Below are 18,400 nucleotides of genomic sequence, written 5' to 3'. Positions count from 1 at the left end.
ATAAAGTATGAAGATCAACCGCCGGAAGCAAGACCCGGTCGCAATTGATTGATTGGAGCCTGCAAGCGCCTTCCCCTTCGACGCCCATTCCTCACTTGTCGAGAACATGCTAACCCACCACATTTGATTGAGCTGCCGCCTCCTATGCTCGGGCGAGCAATGGGAGGCAGAACGGCAGCGATTGACGCGACGCGGTTCGCTGCAGGCGGGGCGTCCATGGAGGAATTCGATGGTAGTCGGTGGTTTCAGCATCGTGGTGATTGCCCTGATCGTCCTGGTCATCCTGGTGCTGTTCGCAGGGATCAAGACCGTACCGCAGGGATATCGATACACGGTCCAGCGCTTCGGCCGCTATACCCGCACGCTGGAGCCGGGGCTCAACCTGATCGTGCCCTTCATCGAAACGATTGGCGCACGCATGAACGTGATGGAACAGGTGCTGGCCGTGCCGACACAGGAAGTCATCACCAAGGACAATGCCAGCATCTCGACCGATGCGGTCGCCTTCTTTCAGGTGTTGAACGCAGCGCAGGCCGCCTATCAGATCACCAATCTCGAAAACGCGATCCTCAATCTCACCAAGACCAACATCCGCTCTGTCATGGGATCGATGGATCTCGATGAATTGCTGTCGAACCGCGATGCCATCAACGAGCGGCTACTGCGCGTGGTCGATGAGGCGGCCGAACCCTGGGGCATCAAGATGACGCGCATCGAGATCAAGGACATCCAGCCGCCGAAGGATCTTGTGGATGCCATGGCGCGGCAGATGAAGGCGGAGCGTGAGAAGCGCGCGCAGGTTCTGGAGGCGGAGGGTCTGCGCAACGCCCAGATCCTGCGCGCCGAGGGCGCCAAGCAGGCAGCCGTGCTGCAGGCGGAAGGCCAGCGCGAGGCGGCGTTCCGCAATGCCGAAGCGCGCGAGCGTCTCGCCGAGGCCGAAGCGAAGGCAACCCGTGTGGTGTCCGAAGCCATCGCCGAGGGCAATGTACAGGCGATCAACTACTTCATCGCGCAGAAATACACCGAAGCTTTGACCGCGATCGGCTCCGCCGGCAATTCGAAGATCGTGCTGATGCCGATGGAGGCCAGCTCCATCATCGGCTCGCTCGGGGGCATCGGCGCCATCGCCCGCGAAGTCTTCGGCGACAATGGCGACGGCAATGGCGCGCCGCAACCCTCCCGGCCCCGGTCGGGCACGGCTCGCACCACACCTTCCGTCAATCCGCTGCCGCCTCGGGAGAGCTGAGATGTTCGACAATCTTGTCGTGGAACTCGGCCCCTGGAGCTGGTGGCTGTTCGGATTGGTGCTGCTTGCCGCCGAGTTGATCCTCCCGGGCTTCTTCCTGGTGTGGATCGGGCTTGCCGGCGTCATCGTCGGCGCTTTGTCGCTGCTTTTTTGGGACAGCGCCTTCTGGGTCTGGCAGGTGCAAGGGCTCGTTTTCGCCGCCACGGCGGTGGTCGTCACCCTGATTGGGCGCCGTTATCTCTATAACAACAACCAGGTTACGGACGAGCCGTTCCTGAACCAGCGCGGCGCTAGCCTGGTCGGACGAACGGCAACGCTGGATCAGCCGATCACCGAAGGCCGGGGGCGCATTCGCCTGAACGATACTTATTGGACGGTCAGCGGGCCGGACTTGCCGATCGGCACGCGCGTCAAGGTCGTCGCCAGCAACGGCCGCGAGCTTACGGTCGAACCCGTCTGATCAGGCTACGCCGATCCGCAGCAGATCGTGGAAATGCACGACGCCGATCGGCCGGGCTGCATCATCGACGACGATAAGCGCCGAGATATTGTGGCGATTGAGCACGGCCATGGCGCTCGTCGCCAGCGTCGTTTCCTTCACCGTCTTCGGATTGGGGGTCATCACCTCATCCACGCGCATCTCGGCGAGACTGGTGCCGAGATTGCGGGCGATATCGCCATCGGTGACGATGCCGCAGAGGCAACCGTCGTCATCGATCACGCCGACGCAGCCGAAACGCATTCGCGAGAGGGTCATCGCCGCTTCCGGCATGCCGGTGCCGAGCTTGACCAGGGGCACACGATCCCCCTTGTGCATGATATCTGCGACATGCGAGAGGCTGGCACCCAACTTGCCGCCTGGATGGAAGGTGCGGAAATCCTCGGCCGTAAAGCCCCTCGCCTCCAGCAGCGCCACGGTCAGCGCATCGCCGATGGCAAGCTGCAGCAGCGTCGACGTCGTCGGCGCCAGCCCGTGCGGGCAAGCCTCCTGCTCCTTCGGCAGCAGCAGAACCACATCCGACTCGCGTGCAAGGGTGGAAGTCTCGCCTGATGTAATGGCGATCATCGGGATCGAGAAGCGGCGAGAATAGCTGATGATGCCGCGCAGCTCCGCGCTTTCACCGCCCCAGGATATCGCGATGATGACGTCATCCTGCGTGATCATGCCGAGATCGCCATGATTGGCTTCGACGGGATGCACGAAGAAAGCCGGGGTCCCGGTGGAGGCCAGGCTGGCGGCGAGCTTGTTGCCGATATGGCCGCTCTTGCCGACGCCGGTGATGACGACGCGGCCGCTGATGTCGCCGATGATCTCCACCGCGCGGCTGAAGGGCTCGGCCAGACCGTTGGTCAGAGCGCGTTCCAGCGCCTCCATGCCCCGCCTCTCGGTCTCGATCGTTCGCATTGCGGATTCGATCGCACCGTTCTCGATGAGTCTTACAGCTCTCTTATTCATGAGCGAGGCCTAACGCTTTTCTCCAAATCTGTCCACAGAAGATCGACTTATGGCCATAGCGCCGGCCGGCCATGCCATATCGATAATATTGCCGATCCACATCCATGCGTAGTCCTTTGGCAACCAAGCGTTAACCACGCGGCTTTACACTTGGGTAAGAATTTTAAGACATTTCCAGCAGGGTCAGACATAAATAAAATGAACATCGGCAAGGATAAGGCGGGTCATGGTGCCCTCCGGCTGACGGCATGGGCGATCTCCGCCGTGCTCGGCTGGGGTATCGCATTCGCCGCGCCGGTGTCGGTCAACGCGCAATCTCTCTCGCCCGGCCAGAACCTCGACGACAGTTTACCTGCATCGACATTGGCATCCCCAACCGATCCGGCGACCGCCTCCGCAGGCGGTACGCAAGCAGCCCAGCCAACGAACCCGGCATCCACCAGTTCGTCGGATAGCGGCTCGCCGAACATGCGCCTCCGCCTTGACGGCGTCGATCCCACGACCACGGGCTCCACGCTCGATAACGACCTGCGCCGCGTCAACCTGCCGGAGCAGACCGTCGACGGATTGAAGGCGCGGCAATATCCGGATCGCGGCGAAGTCCAGGGCTTACCGCTTGGCACTTTCACCCTGCGCCCTTCCGTCAACCAGTCGATCAATGTCGAGCGGGATCGCACCGGCTCCACCGAGGACAACCGCACTTTCCTGCAGACGGATCTGCGCAGCACCTTGACCTCGGATTGGGACCGTCATGCCCTGACCGTTACCGGCGAAGGCGTTTGGCAAAAGAACCTCAGCGGCACGAGCGAAGAAAAACCAACCATCAATCTCAACGCCGACCTGCGGCTTGATCTTCCCGCCGATACCACCGCGCACGTCACCGCCGGCTATCAGTTCTACCGCGAGGATACGAGCGACCCGAACGCGATTGCCGGCGCCTCGAAGCAATCGGCCGTCAACCAGTTCACGACCGGGCTTTCGCTGGAACGCGACTTCGGCCTGCTGCGCGGCACAACGGCACTGGCGCTGACGCGCACGGTCTATTCCGATGCCGTGCTTTCCGACGGAACCAAGGTCACGCTCAGCGACCGCGACCAGACGGCCGGCACCTGGCGCGGACGCATCGGCTACGAGCTCTCGCCGGCCATCATTCCCTTCGTGGAAGTCAATCTCGGCCGAGCCTTCTACGACCAGACGCGCGACAGCAACGGCTATGCCCGGTCGAACCAGAGCTATGGCGGCAAGGGCGGCGTCGAATTCGACCTTGGCGAAAAGTTCAAGGGCGAGCTCGGTTTCGGCTATCAGCATACGCAATTCGACGATTCGCGCCTGGCGTCTGTGGACTCGCCGACGATCGACGGCAATCTCGCCTGGTCGCCGCAGCGCGGCACGGATGTCAGCATCGGCCTTTCGACCACGGTCCAGCCCTCCACCACGGCCGGCCTCAGCGGCTATACCGCCTACCAGCTCACGAGCACCGTAAGCCATCAGTTGCGCGACGACCTGACCGCCAAAGTGACGGGCGGAACGATCTGGCGCGACTATCCTTCCAACGGCGGCGCCTCCGACGAAACCGAATACGACACGGCTTTCGGCCTGACCTGGGGGATCAACCGCTACCTCGATCTGACCAGCAATATCGGCTATCAGCTGACCACCAGAAAGGCCGGTGACGATACGCACCAGCTTCAGGCCGGCGTCGGCCTGACGGTGAAGCGCTGATGAAATTTTATCAGCGCAAATGAAATGAGGCCCGGCATGACCGGGCCTCGATGTTTTACCTGCGAAGATCGTAAGCGCCTATTTCAGGGCTGCGATCAGCGCCTTCAGCTCATTTTCGATGGTCGGGCGGATATCCGCGCGCGCCAGCGAGAAAGCGACGTTGGCGAGGATGAAGCCATCCTTTGCGCCACAGTCGAAGGTCTGGCCTTGAAAGTGATAGCCGGCGAAATCCTGCGTCTGCGCAAGCTTCAGCATGCCATCGGTCAGCTGGATCTCGTTGCCGGCGCCGCGTTCCTGGCTTTCAAGGATACGGAAAATTTCCGGCTGCAGGATGTAGCGGCCGTTGATGAAGAAGTTGGACGGAGCCGTGCCCTTGGCAGGCTTTTCGACCATTTCGGTGATGCGGAAACCGTTGCCGATCGTCTCGCCGACACCGACGATACCGTATTTATGGGTCTGGTCCGGCGCGCATTCCTCGACGGCGATGACGTTGCCGCCGCTGTGCTCGTAAAGCTCGATCATGCCCTTCATGCAGCCCTTTTCGGCGCGCATGACCATGTCGGGCAGCAAAAGCGCAAAGGGCTCGTCGCCGACGATCTCACGGGCGCACCAGACGGCGTGGCCGAGGCCGAGCGGTTCCTGCTGGCGCGTGAAGCTCGCCGTACCCGCCTTCGGCAGCAGGCCGTTCAGCAGCGACAGTTCGGCATTCTTGTTGCGCTGGCGCAGCGTCTGCTCGAGCTCGAACTGGATGTCGAAATAATCTTCGATGACGTGCTTGCTGCGGCCCGTCACGAAGACGAAATGCTCGATACCAGCTTCCATCGCCTCGTCGACGACATACTGGATCACCGGCTTGTCCACGACAGTCAGCATTTCCTTCGGCACTGCCTTGGTCGCCGGCAGGAACCGCGTCCCTAGTCCGGCAACCGGAAATACTGCCTTACGCACCTTCTTATGCTGTCCCACTCATACCTCCTGGGCATTAAAACGCTGGCGCCAAGCCATTCGAAACGTCAGTAGATTAAATTTGCTACTGTTTTGCAAATAATGACTGACCCTCACTTCCATGGTAAAGAATTTGTTGACTTCGTTCCTTTAGTGTCACGCTTGGGCGAATGCTGTTTGCTTCGCCGCACCGAAATCCAACGATTGATGGACCAGGCTGTAGATGACCTTAAACCGCAAAAACTCCCTTCGTGGTCTTGCTCTGGCGCTCGCGCTCGGCGCCTTTGCGGGATTCTTCCCCGTTAACGCCAATGCTGACCCTGGGTTCCAGAAATGGATCGCGGGCTTCTACGCTACCGCTGCAAAGAGCGGCATTACACAATCGACCTATCGCGATGCATTTGCCGGCGTGACGGACCCCGACCCCACGGTCCTCGAAAAAGCGCAGTATCAACCGGAGTTCAAGTCCCAGATCTGGGACTACCTCGACTCCCGTGTCAATCCCTATACCGTGGATATTGGCCGGAAGATGGCGGTCAAATATGCATCCACACTGCGCGTGCTCGAGCAGCGCTTCGGCGTCGACAGGAACATCATCCTGGCGATCTGGTCGATGGAATCGAACTACGGCGCCGTGCTGGCGAAGAACGACCGGCTGCATTATGTGCCCCGCGCGCTCGCGACGCTCGCCTACGCCGACCCGAAGCGGGCCAATTATGCCAAGAAGCAGCTGGTCGCCGCGCTGAAGATCCTGCAGAAGGGCGATATCTCGCGCAAGGAGCTGAACGGCTCCTGGGCCGGCGCCATGGGTCACACGCAATTCATTCCGACCAGCTACCTGCTCTATGCCGTGGATGCCGATAACAGCGGCCATCCGGACATCTGGAACTCCATTCCGGACGCCTTGGCGACCACGGCCAATCTTCTTGCTAAGAATGGTTGGGATACCGGGCGCACATGGGGTTATGAAGTCGTGGTTCCGCCCGGCGGCGGCGCACAGGCTGGCAAGACCCACACCGTCGCTCAATGGGCAGCGCTCGGCTTCGTCCGTCCGAACGGCAAGGGCTTCCGCCAGACCTCGGACCGCGCCCAGCTGAAGATGCCGGGCGGCCCGGACGGCCCCGGCTTCCTGATGACCGGCAACTTCTTCACCGTCAAGCGCTACAATGCCTCCGACAGCTATGCACTGGCCGTCGGCCTGCTTGCGGATCAGATCGCCGGCTATGGCGGCATGCAGCAATCCTGGCCGCGCCCGAGCGGCACACTCGACGTTAAGCAGAAATTCGAGCTGCAGACGCGCCTGAAGGAGCTCGGCTATTATGACGGCGTCGTCGACGGCAATTTCGGATCGGGCTCCAAGGCTGCGATATCAGCCCTTCAGCAACGCATGGGCATGGATGCGGATGGCGAGCCCTCGATGGGCCTGCTGAAGGCATTGCGCAAGTAGGTAGCATAGAACGAACCCGGGATCGCTGGACGGGAAAATTGTCCTCACGCGATCGCGGGGCGTGAGCGGAAAAGTAGCTATGATAAAACCACCTGCCCGCGCGACCATGGCAATGATAAGGATTGTCCTTACGGCATTTCTTGCCGCCGTCATCATGCTCGGCTGCCTGTGGAGCGCAGCCGAAGCGCAGGAGCGGCCGCGCAGAAACCTGCTCGATATGCTGTTCGGCACCCGCGAGCCCGACTATCCCGACCAGTCCGCCGAGCAGCCGCCGCCACGGCGAAAGGCCCAGCCACGCAAGCGGCCGACCCCGCCACCCCGCCAGGCGGTCGTGCAGTCGGAAACGCCGGCGCCGGCGGAAAAGCTTACTGATGCCAAGACCATCCTCGTTGTCGGCGACTTCCTGGCGAGCGGCCTGGCGGCCGGACTGGAGGATGCGTTCTCGACCTCCCCCGGCGTCGTCATCCAGGCGCGCGGCAACGTCGCTTCCGGTCTTATCAGGCAGGATTATTACAACTGGCCGCAGCAACTGCCCGGGATGATCGATCAGCTGAAGCCGGCCATGGTCGTCGTCATGATCGGCGCCAACGACCGCCAGCAGATGATCGGCGACGGACTCAACGAGAAATACGGCACCGACCCGTGGTTCCTCGCCTATGAAGAGCGCGTGCAGCAATTCGCCAAGCTGGTGACGAGCCGCCATATCCCGCTGCTCTGGGTGGGGCTGCCTTCCTTCGGTTCGGATCAGTTGAGCGCCGGTGCGGTCAAGCTCAATCAGATCTATCAGAGCCAGACGACTAGCGTCGGCGGCGAATTCATCGACATATGGGACGGATTTACCGACCAGAACGGCGAATTCATCGTCACCGGCTCCGATATAAACGGCCAGCAGGTCCGATTGAGGACGGCCGATGGCGTCAACCTGACGGTGGCCGGCAAGCGCAAGGTCGCCTTCTATGTCGAAAAGCCGGCGCGCCGAATATTGGGAGATCAGGCAAGCCCCGACATCACCCGCCTCGACACCGGCAATCCGCTGCCGGCGCAGCAGGCCAACCTGCCCGCAACGGAAATGGAAAAAATAACCCGCACGCAGCCGATAAGTCTCTCCGATCCCGATCTCGACGGCGGCTCGCAGCTACTGGGCAGCGCGCCCGCTCCCGCCGTGACGACGCCCTCGCCACGCGACCTGCTTGTCGACAAGGGCCGAATGGACCCCGCGCCCGCCGGCCGCGTGGACGACTACCGGTTGCCGGGATCGGTGGCGCGATAGGTGCCTGGAACGGTTTGACAAGCTCGCAGCCCGCCAATAGAAGAACCGCATGAGCACAAACAGCGCAGATCATATCGATCGTAACCGCACCTGCCCGCAGGCTGTGGTTTTGCGCGCCTTCTCCGGCCGAGGTCTCCGCGTCCAGTCGTGACAGCCGGAGCGATTGGCGTGTCCGGCGACTGCTGGACGTAAAGCCCTCACCTCAAGACATCAACGTTGCCCATGGAGAATGGCACGTGCTCAATATCTATAACGTCAATTCGCTCGTTCATTGGGAAGAGCGGGACATCAAGCTGCGCGACGACCTCGTCCGGTTCTTTTCCGATGAAGTCGCAAGCTTTCTGCGGTCCGCAAACCCTGCCTGGGATATCCGCAGGGTCGAGGCTCCGACCCTGATGCCTCGAAGCCTCGTCTCGGATGCCTATTCCAATTCGGACATATGGGTGCAGGAGCAGATATCGAACACCGAGGCCGAACTTGTGCTTCGGCCCGAAACGACGCCGTCGACCTATGTCTACATGCAGCATCTTCTCGGAAACCATTCCAGAACACGGCTGCCTTTGTGCGTCTGGCAGGCGGGGAAATCCTACCGCCGCGAACAGGACCAGCCGAGCAAGCATGTGCGCCTCAAGGAATTTTGGCAGCTTGAATTCCAATGCGCGTTTACCGCCGATAGCGGCAATGATTACCATGCCGCCTCCTTGGAACCGATTCGCCGCATGATCGCTTCAATGATCCATTTGCCGACAAGAATCGTGCCATCCGACCGCCTTCCGGCCTATTCGGAGATCACGATGGATATCGAGGTCGATAACGGCGACAAATGGATGGAGGTCTGCTCGATTTCGAGACGCACGGACTTTCCCCAGCGCTATCGCAGTCAACCGAAGAAGGGGCCGGCGATAGAGCACGACGTCGCAGTGCTGGAAATCGCCATCGGTCTCGATCGCTGCATCTACAACTGGAACATCGCCGCAAGCCGATGAAAACAAAGAAGGCCGGGTTCGTCGTGAACCCGGCCTTTTGACAGCCACACAAAAACGGCAGCAATGTTTACTGCGGCAGAACCGTCGAGCCCATCAGGGCCTCGTCGATGGCGCGGGCGGCCTGGCGGCCCTCGCGGATGGCCCAGACCACCAGCGACTGGCCGCGGCGAATGTCGCCGGCCGTCCAGAACTTGTCGATCGAGGTCTTGTAGTCCTTGTCGTTGGCAACGACGTTGGTCGAACCACGGCGATCCGTGTTCAGCGTCAGCTTGCCGTCGAGTTCCTTGAGCACGCTGTCTGTGAACGGGCCGCGGAAGCCGATGGCGATGAAGGCGAGGTCGGCGCGGATGACGAATTCCGTGCCGGCGATCGGCTTGCGGCGCTCATCGACTTCGCAGCACTTCACGCCCGTCAGAACGCCATCTTCGCCGATGAACTCAAGCGTCGCGACCTGGAATTCACGAACGGCGCCTTCTGCCTGAGAGGAAGAGGTGCGCATCTTCGTCGCCCAGAACGGCCATACGGCGAGCTTGTCTTCCTTTTCCGGCGGCTGCGGACGAATGTCGAGCTGGGTCACCTTCACCGCACCCTGGCGGAATGCCGTGCCGACGCAGTCCGATGCCGTATCCCCGCCGCCGACGACGACGATATGCTTGCCGCCGGCAAGGATCGGATCGCCGGGCCAGCCGACGCTGTCGATGTTTTCGCGGCCGACGCGGCGGTTCTGCTGCACGAGATAGGGCATGGCGTCATGGACGCCGGCAAGTGTCGTGCCGGGAATGCCGGCTTCGCGCGGGGTTTCCGAGCCACCGCAATAGAGCACGGCATCATGGTCGGCCAGAAGCTGCTCGACCTTGACGTCGACGCCGACATTGACGCCGCAATGGAAGGTGACGCCTTCGCCCTTCATCTGCTCGACGCGGCGATCGATGAAGTTCTTCTCCATCTTGAAGTCCGGGATACCATAGCGCAGTAGGCCGCCCGGCTTGCTTTCGCGCTCGTAGACGTGGACGTCGTGACCTGCGCGGCCAAGCTGCTGAGCGGCAGCCATGCCGGCAGGGCCGGAGCCGATAATCGCGACCTTCTTGCCCGTATGCACGGTTGCCGGCTGCGGCCGGATGAAGCCGAGCTCATAGGCCTTGTCGGCAATCGCCTGTTCTACCGTCTTGATGGCGACCGGGGCATCTTCCAGGTTCAGCGTGCAGGCTTCCTCGCAGGGTGCGGGACATACCCGGCCGGTGAATTCCGGGAAGTTGTTGGTCGAATGCAGGTTGCGGATCGCCTCTTCCCAATTGTTGTTGTAGACGAGGTCGTTCCAATCGGGGATCTGGTTGTGCACCGGGCAGCCGGTCGGGCCGTGGCAATAGGGAATGCCACAGTCCATGCAGCGCGCTGCCTGTTTCTGCACTTCCGGGTCCGACATGGGGATCGTGAATTCACGGAAATGCCGGATGCGATCCGACGCCGGCTGATACTTCGCCACCTGCCGGTCGATTTCCAAGAAGCCTGTTACCTTGCCCATGCTTTCGTTTCCTCACTCTAAAAGAGGAGCTTGTGGCTCCCGTGCCTGAGGGTCATCTCGGTTTCCCTGTCCGGCACTTTAATTCAATTCCGATTCCGCTGTTCGACCGTCGCGATCGCCATAGTGGCGACCGCAATGCGAGGCGAAACCCTCGACTGGCTTTTGAGCCGGGGCGGATTACTCCGCCGCCACGCTCATCCGGCTGCGCTCCATTTCCTCAAGGGCGCGACGGTATTCGACCGGCATGACCTTACGGAATTTCGGGCGGTAGTCGGCCCAGTGATCGAGGATCTCCTTGGCCCGCGTCGAGCCCGTATAATGGACGTGGTTCGAAATCAGCTGGAAGAGACGCTCTTCATCATGGCGCGTCATGTCATCGGAGACGTCGACGCGTCCCTTGTGCATGATGTCGCCGCCATGATGATGCAGCTTCTCCAGGAGTTCGTCCTCTTCGGGAACCGGTTCCAGTTCGACCATGGCCATGTTGCAGCGACGGGCGAAATCGCCCTTCTCGTCGAGCACATAGGCGACACCGCCCGACATGCCGGCTGCAAAGTTGCGCCCGGTCTCGCCGAGCACGACGACGACACCGCCGGTCATGTATTCGCAGCCATGGTCGCCCACGCCTTCAACGACGGCGATCGCGCCGGAGTTTCTGACCGCGAAGCGTTCTCCCGCGACACCGCGGAAGTAGCACTCGCCCTCGGTCGCACCGTAGAGCACGGTGTTGCCGACGATGATCGAGTTTTCAGCAACGATCTTCGAGTTCTCCGGCGGGCGGATGATGATGCGGCCGCCCGAAAGGCTTTTGCCGACATAGTCGTTGCCGTCGCCGACGAGGTTGAAGGTCACGCCGCGCGCCAAGAACGCACCGAAGGACTGACCGGCGGTCCCCTTCAAAGTGACATTGATCGTGTCGTCCTTCAGGCCGCGATGACCGTAGCGCTTGGCAACCGCACCCGACAGCATGGCACCGGCGGAACGGTCGACGTTCTTGATGTCGACCTCGAAGGCGACGGGCGTCTTGGAAGAAAGCGCCGGCTCCGCCTTCTCGATCATCTTGCGGTCGAGAATGTCGTGGATCGGATGCTGCTGCACCGTCGTCCAGTAGGTCTCTTCCTTCGGCGCATCGACCTTGTGGAAGATGCGGCTGAAATCGAGGCCCCTGGCCTTCCAGTGGGCGAGCATATCGTCCTTTTCCAGAAGCTCGGACGCGCCGATGATATCGTCCAGCTTGGCAACGCCAAGCGAGGCGAGGATCTCGCGCACTTCCTGAGCCACGAAGAAGAAGTAGTTGATGACATGCTCCGGCGTACCCTTGAAGCGCTTGCGCAGGACCGGATCCTGGGTGGCGACGCCAACCGGACAGGTGTTGAGGTGGCACTTGCGCATCATGATGCAGCCGGCCGCGATCAGCGGCGCGGTGGCAAAGCCGAATTCGTCGGCGCCCAGCAGCGCGCCGATGATGACGTCGCGGCCGGTCTTGAGGCCGCCATCCACCTGCAGGGCGATGCGCGAACGCAACCCGTTCAGGACAAGCGTCTGCTGGGTTTCGGCAAGACCGATTTCCCAAGGCGAACCTGCATGCTTCAGCGAGGTCAGCGGCGAAGCGCCGGTGCCGCCGTCATAACCGGAGACGGTGATGTGATCGGCGCGGGCCTTGGCGACGCCGGCGGCAACCGTGCCGACGCCGACTTCCGAGACGAGCTTGACCGACACATCCGAGGTCGGGTTGACGTTTTTCAAGTCGAAGATCAGCTGTGCCAGATCTTCGATCGAATAGATGTCATGGTGCGGCGGCGGCGAAATGAGGCCGACGCCCGGTGTCGAATGCCGGGTCTTGGCAACCGTCGCATCGACCTTGTGGCCGGGCAACTGGCCGCCTTCGCCGGGCTTGGCACCCTGTGCGACCTTGATCTGTAGCACGTCGGCATTGACCAGATATTCGGTCGTCACGCCGAAGCGGCCGGAGGCGATCTGCTTGATGGCGGAGCGTTCCGGGTTCGGCGAGCCGTCGAAGAGCGGCATGTAGCGGTCGGATTCCTCACCGCCCTCGCCGGTGTTCGACTTGCCGCCGATGCGGTTCATGGCGATCGCCAGCGTCGTATGTGCCTCGCGGCTGATTGAACCGAAGGACATGGCGCCCGTCGAGAAGCGCTTCACGATATCGGCGGCGGGCTCGACCTCATCAACCGAGATCGGCTTGCGGCCGAGCGCTTCCGCGCCCTTGATCTTGAAGAGGCCGCGGATGGTGTTCATCCGGAGCGCCGATTCGTTGACCATTTCGGAGAATTCGCGGTAGCGGTCCTCGGCGTTGCCGCGCACGGCATGCTGCAGGGCAGCCACGGCATCCGGCGTCCAGGCGTGGCTTTCGCCGCGCATGCGGTAGGCATATTCGCCGCCGATGTCGAGCGTGCTTGCCAGCAGCGGATCGCGGCCGAAAGCAGCCTTATGACGCGAGACGGTTTCCTCGGCGATCGTCTCGAGGCCGATGCCCTCGATCATGGTCGCCGTGCCGAAGAAGTACTGGTCGACCAACTCCTGCTGCAGGCCGATCGCATCGAAGATCTGCGCGCCGCAATAGGATTGATAGGTCGAGATGCCCATCTTCGACATGACCTTGAGGATGCCTTTACCGACCGCCTTGATGTAGCGGTAGACGACTTCCGTCGCGTCCACTTCCTTCGGGAATTCGCCGCGCTGATGCATGTCGAGCAACGTGTCGAAGGCGAGGTACGGGTTGATCGCTTCCGCGCCGTAACCGGCCAGCAGGCAGAAATGATGCACTTCGCGCGGCTCGCCGGTTTCGACGACGATGCCGACCGAGGTGCGCAGGCCCTTGCGGATCAGGTGGTGATGCACCGCCGCGGTCGCCAGCAGCGCCGGGATCGCGATGCGGTCCGGACCAATCTGGCGGTCGGAGAGCACAATGATGTTGTAGCCGCCGCGAACGGCCGCTTCCGCGCGTTCGCAGAGGCGGTCGAGCATTTCGGGCATGCCTTCGGCGCCGCGTTCGACATCATAGGTGAAGTCGAGCGTCTTGGTGTCGAAGCGATCCTCCGTATGACCGATGGAGCGGATCTTTTCGAGATCGCCATTGGTCAGGATCGGCTGGCGCACTTCCAGGCGCTTGGCGTTGGCCATGCCGGTATGGTCGAGCAGGTTCGGGCGCGGGCCGATGAAGGAGACGAGGCTCATCACCAGCTCTTCGCGGATCGGGTCGATCGGCGGGTTCGTCACCTGCGCGAAGTTCTGCTTGAAATAGGTGTAGAGCAGCTTCGGCTTGTCGGACATGGCCGAGATCGGCGTATCCGTGCCCATGGAGCCGACGGCCTCCTGCCCGGTCGTCGCCATCGGCGACATCAGGAGCTTGGTGTCTTCCGTGGTGTAGCCGAAGGCCTGCTGGCGGTCGAGCAGCGACACGTCGCGGCGCAGCGCCCGCGGCTCCACCGGCTTCAGGTCTTCGAGGATCAGCTGCGTGCGGTTCAGCCAGTTGCGATAAGGATGCTTGCTTGACAGTTCCGACTTCACCTCGTCGTCGGAGATGATGCGGCCCTTTTCCATGTCGATGAGCAACATCTTGCCCGGCTGCAAGCGCCACTTCTGGATGATCTTCTCTTCCTCGACAGGCAGGACGCCGGCTTCGGAGGCCATGATGATGCGGTCGTCGTTGGTGACGAGATAACGGGCCGGACGCAGGCCGTTACGGTCGAGCGTCGCGCCGATCTGTTTGCCATCGGTGAAGGCGACGGCGGCCGGGCCATCCCACGGCTCCATCAGGGCGGCGTGATATTCGTAGAACGCCTTGCGTTCCGGCGCCATCAGCTGGTTGCCGGCCCATGCCTCGGGGATGAGCATCATCATGGCATGCGCCAGAGAATAGCCACCGCGCACGAGGAATTCGAGCGCGTTATCGAAACAGGCCGTGTCCGATTGCCCCTCATAGGAGATCGGCCAGAGCTTGGAGATATCCTCGCCGAACAGCGGCGAAGAGACCGATGCCTGGCGGGCGGCCATCCAGTTGACGTTGCCGCGCAGCGTGTTGATTTCGCCGTTATGCGCGACCATGCGGTAGGGATGCGCGAGCTTCCATGACGGGAAGGTGTTGGTCGAGAAACGCTGGTGCACCAGGGCAACCGCCGTCTCGAAACGCGGGTCGGACAAGTCCTTATAATAGGCGCCGACCTGGTAGGCGAGGAACATGCCCTTGTAGACGATGGTCGAGCTCGACAGCGACACGGGGTAGAAGCTGCTCTCCTCGCCCTCATATTCCGCGTAGATGCGGTTGGAGATCACCTTGCGCAGGGTGAAAAGGCGGCGTTCGAACTCCTCGTTCGTGCCGGCATCGCGGCCGGCGCCGATGAAGACCTGCACATGATGCGGCTCGGTGGCGGCGATATCGGCCGCCTTCGACAGCGAGGAATTATCGACAGGCACGTCGCGGAAGCCGAGCAGCACCTGGCCCTCTTCGGCAACGACCTGCGTGATGGCAGTCTTGAAATGCTCTATCAGCGCCTCGTCGCGCGGCAGAAAGAAATGGCCGACGCCATATTCGCCCGCCTTCGGCAGGATCACGCCCTGCTTCGCCATCTCCTCGCGGAAGAAGCGGTCGGGAATCTGTACGAGAATGCCAGCACCATCGCCCATCAGCGGATCGGCACCAACGGCACCGCGGTGCGTCAGGTTCTCGAGAATGAAAAGGCCGTCGCGCACGATCTGGTGCGACTTCTGGCCCTTCATGTGGGCAACAAAGCCGACGCCGCAGGCATCGTGCTCGTTGCGCGGATCGTAGAGGCCCTGCTTCGGCGGGATGCCAACAGCGCGTTTCGACGTTTTGGCCGTAGCGGCAGCATTCACTGCAGCGGTCTGGTCAAAACTCGTGGACGTCGTCCTGTTCGTCATCGTCTTCCCTCCGGTAAGGCCCGCGTCGCGGGCGCTCCTTCGTCCCGCGCGGTCCGTTACCAGGGCCGACGCGCGACAGCGCTGTTGCATTGTGAAGATCCGGCCGCGAACAGCGGCTCCTGAAGTGGAGCCCGTCGTCAGCGTTCCGCGCCTTGCTATTCCACCGCCGCATTGCCCGTCGCCTGAAAGGCTTGAAAGGGCATGCTCCGGATAACTATAGCTCGAAATCCCGACATCGTCAGGACCCTCTAGCGCATCTTCGGCCTCGGCGGCCAAAATAGGACAGCAACCCTGTCCTAATTCATCAGCTCTATGCCAGAAAGTGGACGCCTTCGCAAGAGCAAAACGGCAAAATTTCGTCAACGAAAGACGGAAGATTGCCAATGCCGCACAAATCAAGCAATAAAGTTTCGCTGCGGCGCATCATTTTATTTGTTGATTGCGTATATCAATTTCTGTGATGCATTCTTCAAGTTCATGCGCTTGATAGGTTTTTGCATTGGCGTAAGGTCCGGCGGACTCTATTTATGTCACCGCAATTCACTCCTTATAATTGGTGCACCTCCATGTTTTTTGCCTCCGACAATTGGGCCGGCGCCCATTCCAAGATCGCTGAACGTCTGCTTGCAGAGTCGGGAGGCTTTGCCACCGCCTATGGCTTGAGCGAACTGGACCAGAAGGTCGAGGCAAAGTTCTCGGAGATATTCGAGCGCGAGGTCGCTGTCTTTTTCGTTGCCACCGGCTCCGCCGCCAACTCCCTGTCGCTCGCCAGCGTCCAGAAGCCGGGGGGTATTACCTTCTGCCATAGCGAAGCGCATGTTGCCGAGGACGAATGCGGTTCGCCGGACTTTTTCAGCGGCGCGCGTCTGGCAACCGTCAAGGGTGGGTCCGGCAAGATCGACCCAAAGGCTCTTGCTGTGAAAATTGCCCGCTTCCCGCAGGATGCCATCCATCACGGCCGCGCCGCCGCCGTGACGATCACCCAGGCAACGGAGATCGGCACTGTCTATTCGCTCGACGAGATCGATGCCATCGCCGCCGTCGCCAAGGCGGACCGCCTGCCGCTGCATATGGATGGCGCGCGCTTCGCCAACGCCCTAGTCGCGCTCGGCGCCAGCCCGGCTGAGATGACCTGGAAGCGCGGTATCGACATCCTTTCCTTCGGCGGCACCAAGAACGGCTGCTGGTGCGCCGAGGCGATCGTCGTCTTCGATCCCGAGAAGGCAAAGGAAATGCATTTCATCCGCAAGCGCGCCGCCCAGCTGTTCTCCAAATCGCGCTTCATTGCCGCCCAGTTCGACGGTTATTTCCAGGATGGCCTCTGGCTCGATCTGGCCCGCCATTCCAATGGCATGGCCGATCGTCTGCGCGCCGGCATCGAAAGGGCGCGGGGCGCCCGCCTCGCCTGGCCGACGGCGTCGAACGAGGTTTTCGCGATCATACCGAAATCCTCCGCCAAGACAGCCGAGGATAAGGGAGCGAAGTTCTACGAATGGCCGATCCCGGAATCACAACCGGATCTCGTCGGCAATAATGAAACCCTGATCCGCCTAGTGACGAGCTTCGCCACGACCGAGGCCGATGTGGCGAACTTCCTCGCCTGCTTGGCGTGACACATATGAAAAAGAGCGCCGGAGCCGGCTTAGGCCGGACGGCGCTGAAATGGCGACAACGAGGGTTAGTTTTGATTCCGATGGGCGAACATTGCAAAGTTCGATAAATCATCGCGATCGGACGCGGGCTTATGATGAACGATCATCGTCATCGCCACGACGCAGGCTACAAGTCCGGAAATGAAGATGGCACCATATATCATCGAGACGGATATTCCCCCGCAGTTCACCCATCGCCACCTAGGATAGCAGCAGAAGCTGACTTTGAGCTGAATCTTGGGCGTCGCAAGGCGCGGCGCGCGCAGAAAACGACAGCCGGCAAAGGAAATTCCAGAAAACTCCCAGCGCTATCCGCATGATCCGCATTGCCTTTATCGCGAGGCCGCGAGCGGCATCATCCTCAGTTTGATCTCGGCCCTCGGACCTTTGTCAGAATGTCTTCCGACAGGGCGTTGATCAGGAGTTGACTGGCGCCCTTGCGTGGCACCAGCACGAATTCGACATCCTCCAGCGCCGGCAGCCAGCCCGGCGCAATTTCGCTCAGGCCGGCTGGGGCCATGCTCTGCGGCTGGACGAGAACGCCCATGCCCGCGCGGGCAGCAGCTGTCAGCCCGCTGAGGCTGCCGCAGGTACAGACGATTCGCCACGGCACCTGCTGCCGGCGCAATGCCTCCAGCGCCACCGCACGGGTGACGCTGGGCGCGGGAAAGGCAATCAACGGCAAAGGTGCCGCAAGCCGGCGAATGCGCTCCGGATCGCGCGCCAGCCAGACCAGCGGCTCGCGATAGACGAGCTTGCCCCTCGCATCACCGAGCCGCCGCTTGGCAAGCACCAGATCGAGATCGCCATTGTCCTGCATTTCATAGAGCGTCCCGCTGAGCGCAACCGTCAGCTCAAGATCGACGGACGGATGCGAGCGCACGAATTCCTCCAGCACATCGGGGAGCTGGCTGGTGACGAAATCCTCGGAAACGCCGAGCCGAAGATTGCCGCGCAGGCTGTTGCCGGCAAAAAGCTGCCGCACCTCCCCTTCGATCGACAGCATCTGGCGCGCATGGCCGAGCAACACCTCACCGTCATCGGTCAAAACGACGCGATGTGTGTCCCGCGCCAGCAATTTGCGTCCGATCTCCGTCTCCAGCCGCTGTATATGCTGGCTGACGGTCGATTGCCCGAGACCGAGCCGCTCCGCCGCCAACGTGAAGCTACCCATCTGGTCGACGGCGACGAAGCTGCGCAACTGGGTAAGGTCTAGCATCCCGCTTATCCTATATTACGATAACTGTTATTC

Annotated in this window: 12 protein-coding genes; 7 read left to right on the top strand and 5 right to left on the bottom strand. The window is 61.5% G+C overall.

What is annotated here, in order from left to right; translation table 11 throughout:
• Window positions 1-229: 229 nt before the first annotated feature.
• Both ACPYOP_RS00475 and ACPYOP_RS00470 read left to right on the top strand, forming a co-directional pair.
• The gene (locus tag ACPYOP_RS00475; RefSeq protein ID WP_481408435.1) at window positions 230-1,246 is read left to right on the top strand and encodes an SPFH domain-containing protein; all 1,017 of its coding nucleotides are present in this window, start codon (window positions 230-232) and stop codon (window positions 1,244-1,246) included.
• Window position 1,247: 1 nt separating this feature from the next.
• Entirely contained in the window at window positions 1,248-1,706 is a 459-nt protein-coding gene (locus ACPYOP_RS00470) for an NfeD family protein (protein WP_481408434.1), read from the top strand.
• Here ACPYOP_RS00470 and ACPYOP_RS00465 read toward each other — a convergent pair whose 3' ends face one another.
• Window positions 1,707-2,702: a KpsF/GutQ family sugar-phosphate isomerase gene (locus ACPYOP_RS00465; protein WP_481408433.1), complete on the bottom strand. Its 996-nt coding sequence runs from the start codon at window positions 2,700-2,702 to the stop codon at window positions 1,707-1,709.
• 198 nt (window positions 2,703-2,900) lie between these two features.
• Here ACPYOP_RS00465 and ACPYOP_RS00460 point away from each other — a divergent pair, with 198 nt between their 5' ends.
• A complete protein-coding gene (locus ACPYOP_RS00460; protein WP_481408432.1) occupies window positions 2,901-4,424 on the top strand; it encodes an outer membrane beta-barrel protein in 1,524 nt (507 codons plus the stop codon).
• A gap of 78 nt (window positions 4,425-4,502) precedes the next feature.
• Here ACPYOP_RS00460 and galU read toward each other — a convergent pair whose 3' ends face one another.
• Entirely contained in the window at window positions 4,503-5,390 is an 888-nt protein-coding gene (gene galU, locus ACPYOP_RS00455; protein WP_112503007.1) for a UTP--glucose-1-phosphate uridylyltransferase GalU, read from the bottom strand.
• A 202-nt stretch (window positions 5,391-5,592) separates the two neighbouring features.
• Between galU and ACPYOP_RS00450 the strand changes: the two genes are divergently transcribed.
• The 3 genes from ACPYOP_RS00450 (at window position 5,593) to ACPYOP_RS00440 (ending at window position 9,072) form a co-directional block, all read left to right on the top strand.
• Window positions 5,593-6,816, top strand: a complete 1,224-nt coding sequence (locus ACPYOP_RS00450; protein ID WP_481408431.1) for a lytic murein transglycosylase — start codon at window positions 5,593-5,595, stop codon at window positions 6,814-6,816.
• Between the two features lie 79 nt (window positions 6,817-6,895).
• Window positions 6,896-8,086, top strand: a complete 1,191-nt coding sequence (locus tag ACPYOP_RS00445) for an SGNH/GDSL hydrolase family protein (protein WP_481408430.1) — start codon at window positions 6,896-6,898, stop codon at window positions 8,084-8,086.
• Between the two features lie 236 nt (window positions 8,087-8,322).
• On the top strand, window positions 8,323-9,072 hold the full coding sequence (locus ACPYOP_RS00440; protein ID WP_481408429.1) for an aminoacyl--tRNA ligase-related protein: 750 nt from the start codon (window positions 8,323-8,325) through the stop codon (window positions 9,070-9,072).
• Between the two features lie 67 nt (window positions 9,073-9,139).
• Here the strand turns inward: ACPYOP_RS00440 and ACPYOP_RS00435 are convergent, their stop codons facing one another.
• Both ACPYOP_RS00435 and gltB read right to left on the bottom strand, forming a co-directional pair.
• The gene (locus ACPYOP_RS00435) at window positions 9,140-10,594 is read right to left on the bottom strand and encodes a glutamate synthase subunit beta (protein ID WP_481408428.1); all 1,455 of its coding nucleotides are present in this window, start codon (window positions 10,592-10,594) and stop codon (window positions 9,140-9,142) included.
• Window positions 10,595-10,771: 177 nt separating this feature from the next.
• Complete coding sequence (gltB, locus tag ACPYOP_RS00430) at window positions 10,772-15,496, bottom strand: glutamate synthase large subunit (protein WP_481408427.1); 4,725 nt, start codon at window positions 15,494-15,496, stop codon at window positions 10,772-10,774.
• Between the two features lie 566 nt (window positions 15,497-16,062).
• On the opposite strand from gltB, the gene ACPYOP_RS00425 reads away from it, so the two are divergent.
• Window positions 16,063-17,109: a threonine aldolase family protein gene (locus ACPYOP_RS00425; protein WP_481408426.1), complete on the top strand. Its 1,047-nt coding sequence runs from the start codon at window positions 16,063-16,065 to the stop codon at window positions 17,107-17,109.
• 400 nt (window positions 17,110-17,509) lie between these two features.
• Here the strand turns inward: ACPYOP_RS00425 and ACPYOP_RS00420 are convergent, their stop codons facing one another.
• Window positions 17,510-18,367 (bottom strand): LysR substrate-binding domain-containing protein, encoded by an 858-nt coding sequence (locus ACPYOP_RS00420; protein ID WP_481408425.1) that lies wholly within the window; start codon window positions 18,365-18,367, stop codon window positions 17,510-17,512.
• Between the last annotated feature and the right edge of the window lie 33 nt (window positions 18,368-18,400).

Source organism: Rhizobium sp. KNZ2-6A, from assembly GCF_056755475.1.
Note: the sequence above shows the minus strand (reverse complement) of the source record. Positions and strands in the feature narration are given on the sequence as shown.